The 15425-nt window shown below is 67.6% G+C and carries 12 protein-coding genes; 5 read left to right on the top strand and 7 right to left on the bottom strand.

All coding sequences use genetic code 11. The annotated features are described in order from the left end of the window. Positions 1 to 139 precede the first annotated feature (139 nt). The 3 genes from NS355_RS05260 to map are packed head-to-tail and all read left to right on the top strand — an operon-like array spanning position 140 to position 1515. Positions 140 to 499 (top strand): YbaN family protein, encoded by a 360-nt coding sequence (locus NS355_RS05260; RefSeq protein WP_058744736.1) that lies wholly within the window; start codon positions 140 to 142, stop codon positions 497 to 499. 43 nt (positions 500 to 542) lie between these two features. After that, the gene (locus tag NS355_RS05255) at positions 543 to 749 is read left to right on the top strand and encodes a ParD-like family protein (RefSeq protein ID WP_058744735.1); all 207 of its coding nucleotides are present in this window, start codon (positions 543 to 545) and stop codon (positions 747 to 749) included. A gap of 1 nt (position 750) precedes the next feature. Then, the gene (gene map / locus NS355_RS05250; protein ID WP_058744734.1) at positions 751 to 1515 is read left to right on the top strand and encodes a type I methionyl aminopeptidase; all 765 of its coding nucleotides are present in this window, start codon (positions 751 to 753) and stop codon (positions 1513 to 1515) included. A 170-nt stretch (positions 1516 to 1685) separates the two neighbouring features. Here map and NS355_RS05245 read toward each other — a convergent pair whose 3' ends face one another. From NS355_RS05245 to NS355_RS05215, 7 genes are all read right to left on the bottom strand, one after another. After that, positions 1686 to 2369, bottom strand: coding sequence for a response regulator transcription factor (locus NS355_RS05245; protein ID WP_058744733.1), 684 nt, complete (start codon positions 2367 to 2369; stop codon positions 1686 to 1688). After that, complete coding sequence (locus NS355_RS05240; RefSeq protein WP_058744732.1) at positions 2369 to 5035, bottom strand: sensor histidine kinase; 2667 nt, start codon at positions 5033 to 5035, stop codon at positions 2369 to 2371. The genes NS355_RS05245 and NS355_RS05240 overlap by 1 nt, the downstream gene beginning before the upstream one ends. Then, the gene (gene kdpC, locus NS355_RS05235) at positions 5032 to 5604 is read right to left on the bottom strand and encodes a potassium-transporting ATPase subunit KdpC (protein WP_058744731.1); all 573 of its coding nucleotides are present in this window, start codon (positions 5602 to 5604) and stop codon (positions 5032 to 5034) included. The genes NS355_RS05240 and kdpC overlap by 4 nt, the downstream gene beginning before the upstream one ends. Positions 5605 to 5734: 130 nt before the next feature. Next, positions 5735 to 7771, bottom strand: a complete 2037-nt coding sequence (gene kdpB, locus NS355_RS05230) for a potassium-transporting ATPase subunit KdpB (protein ID WP_058744730.1) — start codon at positions 7769 to 7771, stop codon at positions 5735 to 5737. Between the two features lie 15 nt (positions 7772 to 7786). Continuing rightward, on the bottom strand, positions 7787 to 9490 hold the full coding sequence (kdpA, locus tag NS355_RS05225) for a potassium-transporting ATPase subunit KdpA (protein WP_058744729.1): 1704 nt from the start codon (positions 9488 to 9490) through the stop codon (positions 7787 to 7789). Positions 9491 to 9503: 13 nt separating this feature from the next. Next, on the bottom strand, positions 9504 to 9593 hold the full coding sequence (kdpF, locus tag NS355_RS05220) for a K(+)-transporting ATPase subunit F (RefSeq protein ID WP_037531783.1): 90 nt from the start codon (positions 9591 to 9593) through the stop codon (positions 9504 to 9506). Positions 9594 to 9702: 109 nt separating this feature from the next. Beyond that, positions 9703 to 10554, bottom strand: coding sequence for a TorF family putative porin (locus NS355_RS05215; protein ID WP_058744728.1), 852 nt, complete (start codon positions 10552 to 10554; stop codon positions 9703 to 9705). Between the two features lie 314 nt (positions 10555 to 10868). Between NS355_RS05215 and NS355_RS05210 the strand changes: the two genes are divergently transcribed. Further along, positions 10869 to 12917 carry a phosphocholine-specific phospholipase C gene (locus NS355_RS05210; protein WP_058744727.1) on the top strand — a complete coding sequence of 683 codons (2049 nt, stop codon included), beginning with the start codon at positions 10869 to 10871 and terminating at the stop codon, positions 12915 to 12917. 83 nt (positions 12918 to 13000) lie between these two features. Beyond that, positions 13001 to 15358, top strand: coding sequence for a TIM-barrel domain-containing protein (locus tag NS355_RS05205; RefSeq protein WP_084787549.1), 2358 nt, complete (start codon positions 13001 to 13003; stop codon positions 15356 to 15358). The last annotated feature ends 67 nt before the right edge of the window (positions 15359 to 15425 follow it).

The following is a 15425-nucleotide window of genomic DNA, read 5'->3' as shown; positions in this document are numbered from 1 at the left end:
ACACGTTCCGCTTCGTCGGCAGCGTCAGATGGGTATAAGAGACGGCCTCCCGCCTGCGGGAGGGGGCGTGCCTTTTGGTGATGGGGGCGTGCCTCGAACCACCCTTTCCCCCACCCCTACACCCCGCTACGCAACACCCATGATACGGCTCGGCTGGCTCATCCTGGGGTGTCTGTTCGTCGCGCTCGGTGTGATCGGGGCGATCCTGCCGCTGATGCCGACGACGATCTTCCTGATCCTGGCGGCAGGCTGTTTCGCGCGCTCCTCGCCCCGGCTGGAGGCGTGGTTGCTCGACCATCCCCGCTTCGGCCCGACGCTGCGGGCCTGGCGAGAACATGGTGCGATCGGACGGCGGGGCAAGGTGATGGCATGCGGCGGTATGACGCTGGGCTATGGACTGTTTCTGCTGACCGCCCGGCCGGATTGGCCGCTGGCTCTGCTGGTCGCTGCCGTCATGGCGGCTTGTGCGGCCTTCGTCCTGACCCGCCCGACCGCCTGATGCGGCTTGCACCATCCATATATGAAGCATATACGCTTCATATATGGGTATCGTAAAAATCGACGATCAGCTTCATGAAGAGGTCCGCCGCGCCAGCACGGTCATGTGCCGCTCGATCAACGCGCAGGCGGAATTCTGGATGAAGATGGGCATGCTGGCCGAGGCCAATCCGACGCTGACCTTCCACGAGATCGTGAAGGCGCAGATGGCCGCCGCCGACTGCCCCCTGCCCCAACCCCTGGTCGCCTGACATGGTGAAGACGGCCGAGGAACTGGCGCTGATGCGCGTCTCCGGACGCTTGCTGGCGCAGGTGTTCGAGATGCTCGATGGGGTGAGCCTGTCCGGCATGTCGACGCTGGCGATCAACGATCTGGTCGAGCGCTACATCACCCACGACCTGTCCGCACGCCCCGCGAGCAAGGGGCAATATGGTTTTGCCTATGTGCTCAACAGCTCGATCAATCAGGTCGTCTGCCACGGCGTGCCGAGCGTCGAGGACGTGGTGAAGGACGGCGATATCGTCAATCTCGACATCACGCTGGAAAAGAACGGCTTCATCGCGGATTCGAGCAAGACCTATATGGTCGGCGAGGTGTCGCCGGGCGCGAAGCGGCTGGTCCGCGTGACGCAGGAGGCGATGTGGAAGGGCATCAGACAGGTTCGCCCCGGCGCGCGACTGGGCGATATCGGTGCGGCGATCGAGAGACATGCCAAGGCGAACGGCTATTCGGTGGTGCGCGACTATTGCGGCCACGGCATCGGACGCGAGATGCACGAGGCGCCCGATGTGATGCACTTCGGACGGCCGGGGACGGGCGTGCCGCTGCGCGAGGGCATGACCTTCACCATCGAGCCGATGATCAACCAGGGCACGCGCAAGGTGTCGACCAGCGACGATGGCTGGACGGTGGTGACGGACGACAGAAAGCTGTCCGCGCAGTTCGAACATACGGTCGCGGTGACGAAGACCGGGGTCGAGGTGCTGACCCTGCGGACGGGTGAGAAAGTAGGCTAAATCCGTTCCCCGGCGAAGGCCGGGGCCCAGTTTCGGTGACGCCTGAGGCGCGCGGGGCGATGCGTGGGAGGCATAGGCCAAGCACTCGCTATGGCCTCCCACGCATCGTCTCGCGCGCCTCGACTTTCGGGGCAACTGGGCCCCGGCCTTCGCCGGGGAACAAGGCGCTCTTACCCCTCCACCCGCAACCGATACCCCACACCCAGTTCGTTCGCGATGACGCTGCCGACCGGTTGCGGCGCCTCCAGCTTCTGGCGCAGGTTGCGGACCACTATGCGCAGATAGTCGATACGCGGGTCCTCGTCCCCGCCCCAGGCGGCGTCGATGATCCTGTCATGCGTCACCACCCGGCCGGGGTGCCGCGCCAGCACCGCCAGCACGTCATATTCCTTGCGGGTCAGATGCTGTTCCTCACCCCCGCGCGTCACGACGCGCCGGTCGAGATCGATCGCCAGGTCGCCCGTCCGCACCACAGTCGGTGCCGCCTCCGCCGCACGCCGATGCCGCAGCGCCACGCGTAATCGGGCGAGCAGTTCCTCGCTGTCGAAAGGCTTGGTCACATAGTCGTCCGCACCCAGATCGAGCGCAGCGACCTTTTCCTCGGTCGCCTCGCGCGCCGAGACGACCAGCACCACCCGCTCCGCCCCGCGCAGCAGCGGGATCAGGCTCAATCCGTCGCGGTCGGGCAGACCCAGATCCAGCAACACCGCATCGGGATGCTCCGCCGCCGCATGGGCCAGCGCCTCGCGACCGTCGCGCGCCTCGACCACCCGATGCCCCGCCTGTTCCAGCGTGTTGCGCAGCAGGCGGCGGATCGCGACTTCGTCGTCCACCACCAGGATCGTCGCGGGCATCAGGCCATTCCCTCCGGCGCGCCATCGCGCATGATATGATCGCGCGGGAAGCAGAGCGCAAAGGCCGCGCCCTCGCCATCCTCGCGGTTGCCCGCCTCTACGCCCAGACCCATGGCCTCGGCAAAGGCCTTGACGATGGCGAGGCCCAGGCCGGTGCCCCCGACCACCCGGTCGGAGCCCTCCAGCCGCCGGAACGTCTCGAACACTTCGCTCTCCCGGCCGGGCGGCAGGCCGGGACCATGGTCGAGCACCGAAAGGCGCAACGTGCCGTGGCGATGCCGCCCCTCGATCACGATCTCGGTCCCCGGATCGCCGTAACGCCCGGCATTGTCGAGCAGGTTGAGCAGGCAATGATGCAGCAATTGCGGATCGGCGCGGACCAAAGGCAGGTCGGGCGGCACGTCGAGCCGGACCGAATGCCCCTCCAGCGCGCGGCGGGCGTCATGCGCAGCCCCCGTCACCGCATCGCTCAGGTCGATCGCCTCGATCTTCAGTTTCAGCGCCCCCGCCTCGACGCGGGCCATGTCGAGCAGATTGGCGACGAAGCGGTTGAGCCGCGCCGCCTCCCCTTCGATGGTCGAAATCAGGTCGGGCGTCGCGCCCTGCCGCAGTTGCGCCGCAGCAGCCATCACGGCAGTCAGCGGCGTGCGCAGGTCATGGCTCACCGAGGATAGGAGCGCGGCGCGCAAGCGATCGCGAGTGCGCACCGCATCGACATCCCGCACCTCCGCCTCCAGCCGCAGCCGCTCGAGGATCAGCGCAGCCTGGTCGATCAAACCGGTCAGCAGCGGCAGGCGGTCGGCGCGCACCGGCTCACCCCCTGCCTCACGCGCCAACCCCAGTACGGCAAGCGTGCGGTTGCCCGCCTTGAGCGGCTGGAACAGCCATTCGGATGCCGCCAGCGTCGCCGATCCCTTGCCCGCCGGCGTACCGGTGTCGAACGCCCAGTGGGCGGCGGCCATCTCCATCGTCTCCAGCCGATAGTCCGGCTTGGTCGCCGCCTGCACTGCCAGCCCGGCGGGCGACGGGGTGAGCAGCACCGCCTGCACCTCGAACAGCCGGGCGATGTCTTCGCAGATGACACGTGACGCCTCGGCCGGGTCGGCCAGGCCACTCAGGCGATGGAGAAAGCCCGCCAGCGTCGCATTGTCGCGCGCACTCGCCGCCGCCAGATCGGCCTGCGCGCGCACTCGCGAGGTCAACTGGCTGGTCGCGATGGCGACGCCCAGCAGGACGAAGATTGAGATGATATTCTCTGGGTTGCTGACGCTCAGCGTGCCGACGGGCGGCAGGAAGAAGAAGTTGTAGGCGAGGCTCGACACGATCCCGGCGAACAGGCCGGTGCGCAGGCCGTAAAGGCTCGCCGCCGCCATGACGGGCAGCAGATAGAGCAAAGCGACATTGCCGAGGTTCAGGATGTGGAACAGCGCACTCGCCAGCGCCGTCACCGCCACGACGCCGAGCAGCGTCAGCCCATAGCCGATGGGCGATCCCCATTGCCCGCGTCGTCGGGTCCGCTCGCGCTCGACCGGCGCTTCGCCGACCGGCAGGACATGGACGGTGACGCCGGGCGTTTCGCGCACCAGCCGGTCGACGACCGATCCGTGGCGCAGCTCGAACCAGCGCGACCGCTTTGCCTTGCCGACGACCAGCTGCGTGGCGCGCGCGTCTGCCAGGAAGGCGCGGATGCCCTCGACCACGCTGGGCGCAGGGACCGTCGCGACCGCCGCGCCGAGCTGCGTTGCCAGCGTCATGGTCGCGGCGAGACGGCGGTGCTGCGCCTCGCCCAAGGTCGCGGTGCGCGGCGTGTCGATGAACAGCGCGGTCCAGGGCGCGCGCAGGGCATCGGCGGCACGCTTGGCGGCGCGGACCAGTTCGTCGGCACCGGGCAGTTCGCTGACCGCGACGACCAGCCGCTCGCCCGCCGCCCATTGCCCGCCGACGCCGAGGCTGCGCACATGGTCGAGCATTTGCGCATCGACCGCTTGCGCCGCGCGGCGCAGCGCCAGTTCACGAAGCGCCGACAGGTTGGACTTGGAGAAGAAATGCGACAGCGCGCGCGTTGCCTCCTGCGGCAAATAGACCTTGCCCGCCTTCAACCGCTCGATCAGCTCGTCGGGGGGAATGTCGACCACCTCGATCTCGGCGGCCTCCAATATGCGGTCGGGCACCGTCTCGCGCACGCGGACGCGGGTGAAGCTGGCGACGACGTCGTTCAGGCTTTCGACGTGCTGGATGTTGACGGTTGAATAGACGTCGATCCCGGCTGCCAGTAGTTCCTCGACATCCTGATAGCGTTTGGGATGGCGGCTGCCCGGCGCATTGGTGTGGGCGAGTTCGTCGACCAGCGCGAGGCGGGGCGCGCGGGCCAGGACCGCGTCGATGTCCATCTCGTGCAGCGTCCGCCCCTCATAGGGGACGGCGCGGCGGGGCATGACCTCCTGTCCCCGGACCAGCGCTTCGGTCTCGACGCGCCCATGGGTTTCCACGACCGCGACGACGACATCGACACCGTCGCGGCGGCGGGCGGCGCCCTCGGACAGCATCTCGAACGTCTTGCCGACGCCGGGTGCCGCCCCGAGGAAGATTTTCAGGCGGCCGCGCCCCTCGCGCTCGGCGGCGCGCAGCAGGGCATCCGGATCGGGGCGCGGCTCGCCTGCCGTCATCGCTTGGTCAGGGCGTCCAGCGCGCGGTTGAGGGCGAGGACGTTGACATGCGGGTCACCGAGCACCGAATCCTCGCTATGCGCGACGACCAGCGCGCGGACCTGCTCGACACTCAGTCCACGCACGCGGGCGATCCGGGCCGTCTGCGCCAGCGCCGCCTCGGGCGACAGATCGGGATCCAGCCCCGATCCGCTGGCGGTGACGAGGTCGGCGGGCATCGCGCCCATCACGCCCTCGGCCCGGCGCTTGGCGACGTCCGCCTTCACCCGGTCGGCCAAGGCCTGCGAGGTCGGCCCCAGGTTCGAGCCCGACGAGGCCAGCCCGTCATAGCCCTTGCCCGCCGCCGAGGGACGCGTCTGGAAGTAACGGTCGCTGGTGAACGCCTGTCCGACGACCTCGGAGCCGATCATCCGGCCATTCGCCTCGACCAAACTGCCATTCGCCTGATGCGGGAAGATCGCCTGTCCGATGCCGGTCATCGCCAGAGGATAGACCAAGCCGAGCAGGATCGCGAACAGGATCGTCATGACGATCGCGGGCCGAAATGCGGAGGTAATGTCCGTGTTCATGATATTTCCTTCCTCAAGCCCCTCCCCTTCAGGGGAGGGGTGGGGGGTGGGGCGCCGCCGCGAACGAAACGCTTGGGGAGAGGCCCCACCCCAACCCCTCCCCTGAAGGGGAGGGGCAGCTATCCTCAACTCACGCGAGGCCGAGGCCACCGACCACAAGGTCGATGATCTTGATGCCGACGAACGGCGCGATCAGACCGCCCAGACCATAGACGGCGAGGTTGCGGGCCAGCAGCGGCCCCGCCCCCATCGGCTTGTAGGCGACGCCCTTCAGCGCCAGCGGCACGAGCAGCGGGATGATCAGCGCGTTGAAGATGATCGCGCTCAGGATCGCCGATTGCGGCGTCGCCAGACCCATGACGTTCAGCACGCCGAGGCCGGGATAGAGCGCCACGAACATCGCCGGGATGATCGCGAAATACTTCGCCACGTCATTGGCGACCGAGAAGGTCGTCAGCGCCCCGCGCGTCATCAGCAACTGCTTGCCGAGGCCGACGACCTCGATCAGCTTGGTCGGATCGCTGTCCAGATCGACCATGTTGCCCGCCTCGCGCGCGGCCTGGGTGCCGGTATTCATCGCGACGCCGACATCCGCCTGCGCGAGCGCCGGCGCATCGTTGGTGCCGTCGCCGCACATCGCGACCAGCTTGCCGCCCTGCTGTTCCTGACGGATCAGCGCCAGCTTGTCCTCCGGCGTCGCCTGGGCGAGGAAGTCGTCCACGCCCGCCTCGGCGGCGATCGCGGCGGCGGTCAGGGGATTGTCGCCGGTGATCATCACGGTGCGGATGCCCATGCGGCGCAGCTCGCCGAAGCGCTCGCGGATGCCCGCCTTGACCACGTCCTTCAGGAAGATCGCGCCGAGCAATCGGCCATTCTCCGCCACCGCCAGCGGCGTGCCACCCGCGCGGGCGATCTCGTCGGTGATGCGGCGCAGCTGGGTGGCCGCCGCCGTCTCACCCACGCCCGGATGGGCGCGTAGGATCGAGTCGACCGCGCCCTTCTGAATCAGCCTGTCGCCGATCCTGACGCCCGAGATACGCGTCTGGGCGGTGAAGGGAATGATCTCGGCATCCGCGGGCAGGCTGGCGATCGACACCTTGAACTGCTCGCGCGCCAGAACGACGATCGAGCGGCCCTCGGGCGTCTCGTCGGCGAGACTCGCCATCAGCGCCGCCTCGGCCAGCGCATCGACGTCCGAGCCGCCGACGGCGCGGAACTCGCTCGCCTGACGGTCGCCGATGGTGATGGTGCCCGTCTTGTCGAGCAGCAGCACGTCAACGTCACCCGCTGCTTCCACCGCACGGCCCGACTTGGCGAGCACGTTGAAGCGGACCAGACGGTCCATGCCCGCGATACCGATCGCCGACAGCAACGCCGCGATGGTCGTCGGGATCAGGGTGATGAGCAGCGCCGCCAGGATCGCCACCGGGATGCTGCCGCCCGCGAAGGACGCGAAGCCCGGAATGGTGCCGACCGCGATCAGGAAGATGATGGTCAGGCCGACGAGCAGGATGGTCAGCGCCACCTCGTTCGGGGTCTTCTGACGCTCGGCCCCCTCGACCAGCGCGATCATGCGATCAAGGAAACCCTGGCCCGGATTGACCGTCACCTTGACGCGGATTTCGTCGGAGATGACGCGGGTGCCCGCCGTCACCGCCGAACGGTCGCCGCCCGCCTCACGGATGACCGGCGCGCTCTCGCCGGTGATCGCGGCTTCGTTGACCGAGGCCACACCGGCGACGACTTCGCCGTCCGAGGGGATCAGGTCGCCAGTTTCGACCAGCACCACGTCGCCGATCTTCAGCGCGCTGGCGGGGACATTCTCCCACTCATGGCCAGCGCCCTTGATCCGCTTGGCAGTGAGTTCGGCCTTGGCGGCGCGCAAACTTGCCGCCTGGGCCTTGCCGCGCCCTTCGGCCAGCGCCTCTGCAAAAGTGCCGAACAGCACGGTCAGCCACAGCCAGACGACCAGTTGCAGCTTGAAGCCGGTGGTCAGCCCGTCATGCCCGACGACGAGCAGGACGGTCAGGAGCGCGGCGACCACCGCGGTCACGAACATCACCGGATTGCGGATCAACTCGCGGGGATTGAGTTTGACGAACGAGGCCTTGATCGCCGGGAGCACCAGCTCGGCGGTGAACAGGCTCTTGGTAGGGGAATTGGCCATGAATGGCGCTCCCGATCAGAAGAGTTGACCGCGGATCATCGCGAGATGATCGGCGATGGGACCAAGGGCGAGGCTCGGCAGGAAGGTCAGGCCGCCCAGCACCAGCACGATACCGACGAGCAGACCGATCCACAGCACACCCGTGGTCGGGAAGGAGCCGGCGGAGGCCGGGACATGCTTCTTCGCGGCGAGGCTTCCGGCAATGGCGAGCATCGGCACGATGATGAAGAAGCGGCCCACCCACATGGCGACGCCCAGCAGACCGTCATACCAGGGGGTCGCGGCGGTCAGGCCGCCAAAGGCCGAGCCGTTGTTCGCCACCGCGCTGCTGAAGGCGTATAGGATCTCGCCGAAACCATGCGGCCCCTTGTTGAGCGGCCCGGCCAGCCCCTGCCCCGTCACGCAGGACAGCGCGGTCAGGCCCAGGATGAACAGCGGCAGGACGGCGATGGCGAGGACGGCGAGCTTCACCTCGCGGCTTTCGATCTTCTTGCCGACATATTCGGGCGTGCGGCCGACCATGAGCCCTGCGACGAACACGGCCAGGATGGCGAACAGCAGGAAGCCGTAGATGCCCGCGCCGACGCCGCCGATGACGACCTCGCCCAGCTGCATGTTGAACAGCGGGATCATGCCGCCGAGCGCGGTGAAGCTGTCGTGCATCGCGTTGACCGCGCCGCACGACGCCGCCGTGGTGACGGCCGCGAACAGGGCGGACGCGGCGACGCCGAAGCGGACCTCCTTGCCCTCCATATTGCCGCCTGCAACGCCCAGCTGGTGCAGCACGGGGTTGCCTGCCGCTTCCGCCCAGTAGCAGACGGCCACGCCGCCCAGGAACAGCAGGATCATCGCCGACAGGATCGCCCAGCCCTGCCGCGTATTGCCGACCGCCTTGCCGAAGCACCAGGTCAGGCCGAAGCCGATGACGAAGATCGACAGCATCTGGACGAAGTTGGTTAGCGCGGTCGGGTTCTCGAACGGATGCGCGCTATTGGCGTTGAAGAAGCCGCCGCCATTGGTGCCGAGCATCTTGATCGCTTCCTGGCTCGCCACCGGGCCGAGCAGGATCGACTGGCGCACGCCCTCCAGCGTGTCGACATTGACGACGCCAGCCATGGTCTGCGGCACGCCGCTGGCGATCAGGAACACGGTGTAGACGACGCAGAGCGGCAGCAGCAGGTACAGGGTGATGCGCGTCACATCGGCCCAGAAATTGCCGAGATTCTTCGTCTCGCGCCCCGCAAAGCCGCGGAACAGCGCAAAGGCCAGCGCGATGCCGGTCGCCGCCGACAGGAAATTGTGGATGGTCAGGCCGAGCATCTGCGACAGGTTCGACATGGTCGACTCGCCGCCATAGCTTTGCCAGTTGGTGTTGGTGGTGAAGCTGATCGCGGTGTTGAACGCCAGATGCGGGGTCAGCCCAGCCAGCCCCTGCGGATTGCCCGGCAGGTAATATTGCACGCGCAGAACGACATAGGTCAGGACCATCAACGCGACGTTGAAGATCAGCATGTGCAGCGCATAGCGCCGCCATCCCTGCTGCGCCTCCGGGTCGATGCCCGACAGCTTGTAGAAGCCGCGCTCGACGGGGCCGAGAACGACATGCAGAGGCGTGCGCCGCCCCTCGTACAGCGCGAACAGCCACGCGCCGACCGGCTTGGTCAGCACGAGCAGGATCGCGACGAAGCCCAATATCAGGGCCCATCCTTGAAGCGTCATGATGCCGCCTCCTTCAGAAGCGTTCGGGGCGGATCAGCACCGCCACCAGATAGACGAGAAGGCCGAGCGCGGTCAGCGCCGCCAGCCACAGGTCGAGGGTCATGGCTCAGCCCTCCTCACGCATGGTCGCACAGGCGGGCATAGGCTAGCGTCGCCGCCACCAGGCCCGCCATGACCGACAGCCAGATCAGATCGTCCATGTGCGATGCTCCTCAGAAACCGGCGGTGAGCGAGACGAGGAAGGTGCTGCCCGCGATGTTGCCGCTGCCGTCCTGCCCCTTGCTGAAGCTCGGCCGCAGATAGGCGGCCTTGCGGTCGGAAATGTTGGTGTCGACCCAGGACAGACCCAGCGTCAGATTGTGCCAGGTCGTGTCCGCGCCCAGCGACCAGTCCCAATAGTCGCCGGTCGGCGTCGGCGCGGTGGCGTTGGGGCCGAGGCCGTCCATGCCCCAGCTATGGCCGATATGCGCCTTGGCGGTGAACGGCGTGCCGGTGATCGCCGCCGCGCCGTCGCCCCAAACATAGAGATTGTCACTCTTGGCGCCGGGACGGTCATAGACGCCCGCCGCCGCACTGGCACCGTTGTTATACCACTTGCCGATCGCCTGCTGCTTGGGCGCATAGGCGATACCGGCGGTCAGCGAAACCGGGCCGGTCGTGCCCGACAGCTTGGCGAAGGGCTCGGCATAGTCGGTCTTGTTCGCGCCGCCCGGATACATGTACCAGGTCAGGCCGACATCCAGCGTACCGGTCGGGCTGATCTTGGTCTTGTAGCCGCCGATCAGGTCCAGCTCCATGTTCGCGCCGCCGAAGGTTCCCCACCCCGCCAGGTTCGACGCCCAGGTGCCGACATAGACGCCGCTCTGATGGGTCGCCGTGATCCCGGCCTGCACCGCCATATGTTCGTCCGATTGCGAAATGCCGCGCAGGCGATAGTCGGAGACGATCGCAGCCGAGCCGCTGACGGTCACGGGCGGCGGCGGCGCGGTCTCGGCGGCCTGCGCCGATGCGGCGGCCGGAAGCACGAACAGCGCCGTGGCGGCGCAAAAGGTGATGGTCTTCATATATGCCCCTATGGACAGGCCGCCGGGATGAGTGGGGCGACCTCCAGGGCCGAGCAATTAGGCCCGAGGGGCGTAGCAATTCGAGGGCGATCCCCCGGTTTCGCATATAGACGGCATATAGTGGCCGTTCATTCCTCCCCTGGAAGGGGAGGTGGCGCGCGTAGCGCGTCGGAGGGGTGTCCCCGGTTGCGAGGTTAGTCGAACCTCACCGAGCGGGACACCCCTCCGTCAGGGCTTCGCCCTGCCACCTCCCCTTCCAGGGGAGGAAATGAATGACGTCACCAAAACGTCAACGATCTCGGTCATGGCGGGACATGGTCACCGTCTCCCGCCGCTCCCTCCTTTCCACCGCTGCCGCTCTGGCCGGTGCCGCCGCGCTGCCCCCGGCCATCGCCCGCGCCGCCGCCATCGCGCCCGACCGGCGGACCGGCACCATCCGCGATGTCGAGCATGTCGTCATCCTGATGCAGGAGAATCGCGGCTTCGATCATTATTTCGGTACGATGCGCGGCGTGCGTGGGTTCGGCGACCGCTTCCCTATTCCGGTCGCATCGTCGGACGGAGCGCCCCGCACCGTCTGGCAACAGCTGGACCGCCAGGCCGAGGGCGGGCCACGCCTCGTCTCCCCCTTCCACCTCGACACCGACAGGCAATTCGCCCTGATGCGGATGGAGGGCACGCCGCATACCTGGCCCGATGCGCAGGCCGCCTGGGACGAAGGCCGCATGGCGCACTGGCCCGAGGTGAAGCACCAGCGCGCCATGGGCCATTATGCCCGCACCGACCTGCCCTTCCAGTTCGCATTGGCCGAGTCCTTCACGATCTGCGACGCCTATCACTGCGCGGTCCAGACGGGGACCAACACCAACCGGCTGTTCCTGTGGACCGGAACCAACGATCCTTCGGGCCGGGCAGGCGGCCCGGCGATCGGCAATTCGCATGACAGCTTTGCCGAGAATGGCGGCGCGGCCGATCCGTACCGCTGGACCACCGTGCCCGAGCGGATGCAGGCGGCGGGGATCGACTGGCGCATCTATCAGGACATGGCAGACAATTTCACAGACAACCCGCTGGTCGGCTTTCACGCCTATCGCGAGGCGTATCATGGGCGCGGCGATTCCGAATTGAAGGACCGGGCGCTCACCACGCGCGGGCTGGACGTGCTGAAGGCCGATGTGCTGGCCGGGCGGCTGCCGCAAGTGTCCTATGTCATCGCCACCGCCGCCGGGTCCGAACATCCCAATCCTTCAAGCCCGGCGCAGGGCGCAGCCTATACCGCCGAGCTGCTCGACGCGCTGACCGCCGATCCGAAGGTCTGGGCGCGCACCGCGCTGTTCGTCATGTTCGACGAGAATGACGGCTTTTTCGATCACGTTCCGCCGCCCGCCCCGCCGTCGCGCGGGAGCGATGGCAAGATGCTCGGCGGATCGACCGTCGATCTGGCCGGGGCCTATCATGACGTGCCCTCGACCGGGGACGCCGATGTCGACAAGCCCGCCTATCGCGGCCGGCCCTATGGCCTGGGTCCGCGCGTGCCCATGTATGTCGTCTCGCCCTGGAGCCGGGGCGGCTGGGTCAATTCGGAAACGTTCGACCATACCAGCGTCATCCGCTTCCTGGAGACGCGGTTCGGCTTTCACGAACCCAATATCGCCCCCTGGCGACGTGCGGTGTGCGGCGACCTGACCAGCGCATTCGACTTTGCCGGGAGCGATACCGCGACACCCAGCCTGCCCGATCCGCGCGAGCAGGCAGTGCGCGCCGCCGCGATCAAGGGGCAGGTCAGCCCGCAAGCCCCCGCCTCCCCCAGCGCGCCTGCCCAGGAACCTGGTATCCGCCGCGCCCGCCCCCTGCCCTATCGCCTCGACGTGCAGCGTGTCGTCGATCCAGCGGGCGTTCGCCTGCGCTTCCGGGCGGAGGGCGCGGGGGCGGTCTTCCATGTCTATGACCGGCACGCGCTGGACCGGGCCCCGCGCCGCTATGTGCTGGCGCCGGGCACGCAGCTGGAGGATGCTTGGCCCGCAGCCCATGACCTGTGGGTGCTCGGCCCGAACGGCTTCCACCGCCATTTTGCCGGGGGAGACGGAATCATAGACGTGCAGTACCGCGTCGGCGACGACGGCCTGACCCTGATCGTCCCGCCCGGCCTCAACGACCTACCGATCCTCCGCCTCGAACCCGGCAAGGCATCGGCTTCTTCCCGCTCGCTCAAGCCCGGTCGCCATCATTGGTCGCTGGATGCCGATCTCGGCTGGTACGATGTGACCCTCACCCGCGCCAGCGACCCGCGATACCGCCTGCGACTGGCCGGACGACAGGACCGGCCTGGCCGTGCGACGGTGAGCGACCCGTTCCGCGCCTGACCTCCATTTCCTCTTCCCCGGCCGATGGAGCAGCGATAGGGTAGCGATCACACAAATGATTTTCGTTATTGGGGGGATGTTTCATGCGGGGCAAAGCGCGCGCCACGGTGTCCGGCGGTCGTTGGCGGTGGGCCTGCGCCGCATCCGCGCTGCTCGCGGGCGTCGCCCCGCTGGCCCTGTCGGCCGATCCGATTGCGACCGTCGAGCGTAACGGCGCGCTCGTCTCGGTCGAGCCCTATGCCCCCGGCATCGTCCGCGTCACCATCGCCACCGACCGTGCCGAGGCAGAGGCCAAGCCCGGCTATGGCCTGGTTGCCAAGACCGACGCGAACGGCTGGTCGCACCGCACCGATGCGAGCGGCGACGTCTTCGCCTCGCCGGGGATGACCGTCACTGTCGCCGCGCAACCCTGGCCCAAGCCACCCAGCCAGATGGAGCGCTATTTCGCCCCCTCGCTGCCCCCCGTCGCGATCAGCTTCGCAGGGGCGGACGGCAAGCTGCTGACCCGCATGAACGGCTGGGAAAAGGCGCCGCACACCGTCTCGGACGAAAAGACCTTCCGCGTCGGCGCCAGCTTCGCTGACACGCCGGACACCCATTATTATGGGCTGGGCCAGTATCAGGACGGCGTGCTCGACCTGCGCGGGCGGACCATCGATTGCCGCCACGACTATGACCGCCCCGGCGGCGAGTCGGTCTGCGTGCCGTTCATGGTGACGGACAAGGGCTATGCGATTCTGTGGGACAACCCGTCGGCGACGACCGTCTCGCCCGGCCTGCTGAACGCGACGAAATTCGCCTCGAACGTCGGCGAGCGCGTGTCCTTTTTCGTGATCGTGGGCACGACCACCGACGAGCTGTACGCTGGCTACGCCCGCCTGACCGGTGCGACGCCGCTGCCGCCCAAGGCCGCCTTCGGCCTGATCCAGAGCAAGGCGCGCTACGAGACCCAAGGCCAGCTGACCGAGATCGCTGACGGATATCGCAAGCGCGGCCTGCCGCTCGACATCATGGTGCTCGACTGGTTCTACTGGACGCGGATGGGGCAGCTCGACATCGACCGCACCGCCTTTCCCGATCCGGCGGGCTTGAATGCGCATCTCAAGTCGATGGGGATGCAGAGCATCATCAGCATCTGGCCGCGTTTCGAGCGCGAGAGCCGATATTTCGATACGTTGGCCGCCAAGGGCTGGCTGATGAAGGACAAGGATGGCAACCCGGTCGACGGTTTGCCCATCCGTTCCGACCGGGCGGGCGCGCTGATCGACAGCACCAATCCAGAGGCGCGCGCCTGGTTCTGGGACAAGATCCGCGACAATATCTTCTCCCAGGGCTTCGACTATGCCTGGCTGGACGAGACAGAGCCGGACCTGGTGCCGGAAGGCCATTTCTTCTCGATCGGCTCGGGCGACCGGTATCGCAACGTCTATCCGCTGCTCCATACGTCCAGCGTCGCGGAAGGGTCGGCGCGCGACCGGCCGGACAAACGCAACCTGATCCTGTGCCGCGCCGCCTATCTGGGCACCCAGGCCAATGGCTGCCTCTTCTGGTCGTCCGACGTGCAGTCCAACTGGGAAGCGCTGCGCCGTCAGGTGCCCGCCGGGCTCGGCATGACAGCCAGCGGCATCGCTTACTGGTCGAGCGACACGGGCGGTTGGCAATGGCCGAACGGGCCGGAGGCGCAACATCCGGTGCTGGTCGATCCGGCGGGCGCGACCGCGATGGCGCCGTCGTACCGCGATTATCCGGAACTGTTCGTCCGCTGGTTCCAGTATAACGCCTTCACGCCGACACTGCGCATCCATGGCCAGCGGCCGGGCACCGCGCTGTGGGACTATGGCACCGCCGCCGAGCCGATCCTGGCGAACATCCTGCGGCTGCGTTACGCGCTGATGCCCTATCTCTATGCGCTGGGGCGACAGACCAGCCAGACAGGCGCCCCCTTCATGCGCGCGCTGTTCATGGACTTCCCCAACGATCCGGCGGTGAAGGATCTGGGCGACGAATATATGTTCGGCCCCGCCTTTCTGGTCGCGCCGGTCACCGAACAGGGTCAGACCACGCGCCGCGTCTATCTGCCCGCAGGCACCGACTGGTATGACTGGTGGACCGACAAGCGTTACACCGGCGGTCAGTGGATCGAGGCGGCCGCCCCGATCGACCATATCCCGCTGTTCGTGCGCGCCGGTTCGATCGTGCCGATGGGCGTGGCGGTGCCCAGCACCGCGACCGCGCAAAACCTGGAGAGCATCCGCGTCTATCCGGGCCGCGATGCCAGCTTCACGCTGTATGACGACGACGGCACCACCAACGCCTGGCGCAAGACGGGCGGGCGCAGCGCGACGCTGCGCTGGGACGATCGCACCCGCCGCCTGACCGCCAGCGGTCGCCTGCCCACGGGCCAGTCGGTCGAACCGCTCGTCAAGATCGTCGGACAGTAAGATCAGGCCCGGCGCCCCCAGGGGGCCGGGCTTTTTCTGACCCATCGGATACAATCGTTTTTGTGGA

The sequence above is a fragment of the Sphingomonas yabuuchiae genome, assembly GCF_001477495.1.
GTDB classification, from domain to species: domain Bacteria; phylum Pseudomonadota; class Alphaproteobacteria; order Sphingomonadales; family Sphingomonadaceae; genus Sphingomonas; species Sphingomonas yabuuchiae_A.
This window is presented reverse-complemented; position numbering and strand designations above follow the sequence as displayed.

What these genes read in the sequence shown, in the direction of transcription:
- NS355_RS05245 (WP_058744733.1), bottom strand. Translation starts at nt 2,369, where the DNA reads ATGCCCGCGACGATCCTGGTGGTGGACGACGAAGTCGCGATCCGCCGC.
- kdpA (WP_058744729.1), bottom strand. Translation starts at nt 9,490, where the DNA reads ATGACGCTTCAAGGATGGGCCCTGATATTGGGCTTCGTCGCGATCCTG.
- kdpC (WP_058744731.1), bottom strand. Translation starts at nt 5,604, where the DNA reads ATGAACACGGACATTACCTCCGCATTTCGGCCCGCGATCGTCATGACG.
- NS355_RS05215 (WP_058744728.1), bottom strand. Translation starts at nt 10,554, where the DNA reads ATGAAGACCATCACCTTTTGCGCCGCCACGGCGCTGTTCGTGCTTCCG.
- NS355_RS05210 (WP_058744727.1), top strand. Translation starts at nt 10,869, where the DNA reads ATGGTCACCGTCTCCCGCCGCTCCCTCCTTTCCACCGCTGCCGCTCTG.
- kdpB (WP_058744730.1), bottom strand. Translation starts at nt 7,771, where the DNA reads ATGGCCAATTCCCCTACCAAGAGCCTGTTCACCGCCGAGCTGGTGCTC.
- map (WP_058744734.1), top strand. Translation starts at nt 751, where the DNA reads ATGGTGAAGACGGCCGAGGAACTGGCGCTGATGCGCGTCTCCGGACGC.
- NS355_RS05240 (WP_058744732.1), bottom strand. Translation starts at nt 5,035, where the DNA reads ATGACGGCAGGCGAGCCGCGCCCCGATCCGGATGCCCTGCTGCGCGCC.
- NS355_RS05205 (WP_084787549.1), top strand. Translation starts at nt 13,001, where the DNA reads ATGCGGGGCAAAGCGCGCGCCACGGTGTCCGGCGGTCGTTGGCGGTGG.
- NS355_RS05260 (WP_058744736.1), top strand. Translation starts at nt 140, where the DNA reads ATGATACGGCTCGGCTGGCTCATCCTGGGGTGTCTGTTCGTCGCGCTC.
- kdpF (WP_037531783.1), bottom strand. Translation starts at nt 9,593, where the DNA reads ATGACCCTCGACCTGTGGCTGGCGGCGCTGACCGCGCTCGGCCTTCTC.
- NS355_RS05255 (WP_058744735.1), top strand. Translation starts at nt 543, where the DNA reads ATGGGTATCGTAAAAATCGACGATCAGCTTCATGAAGAGGTCCGCCGC.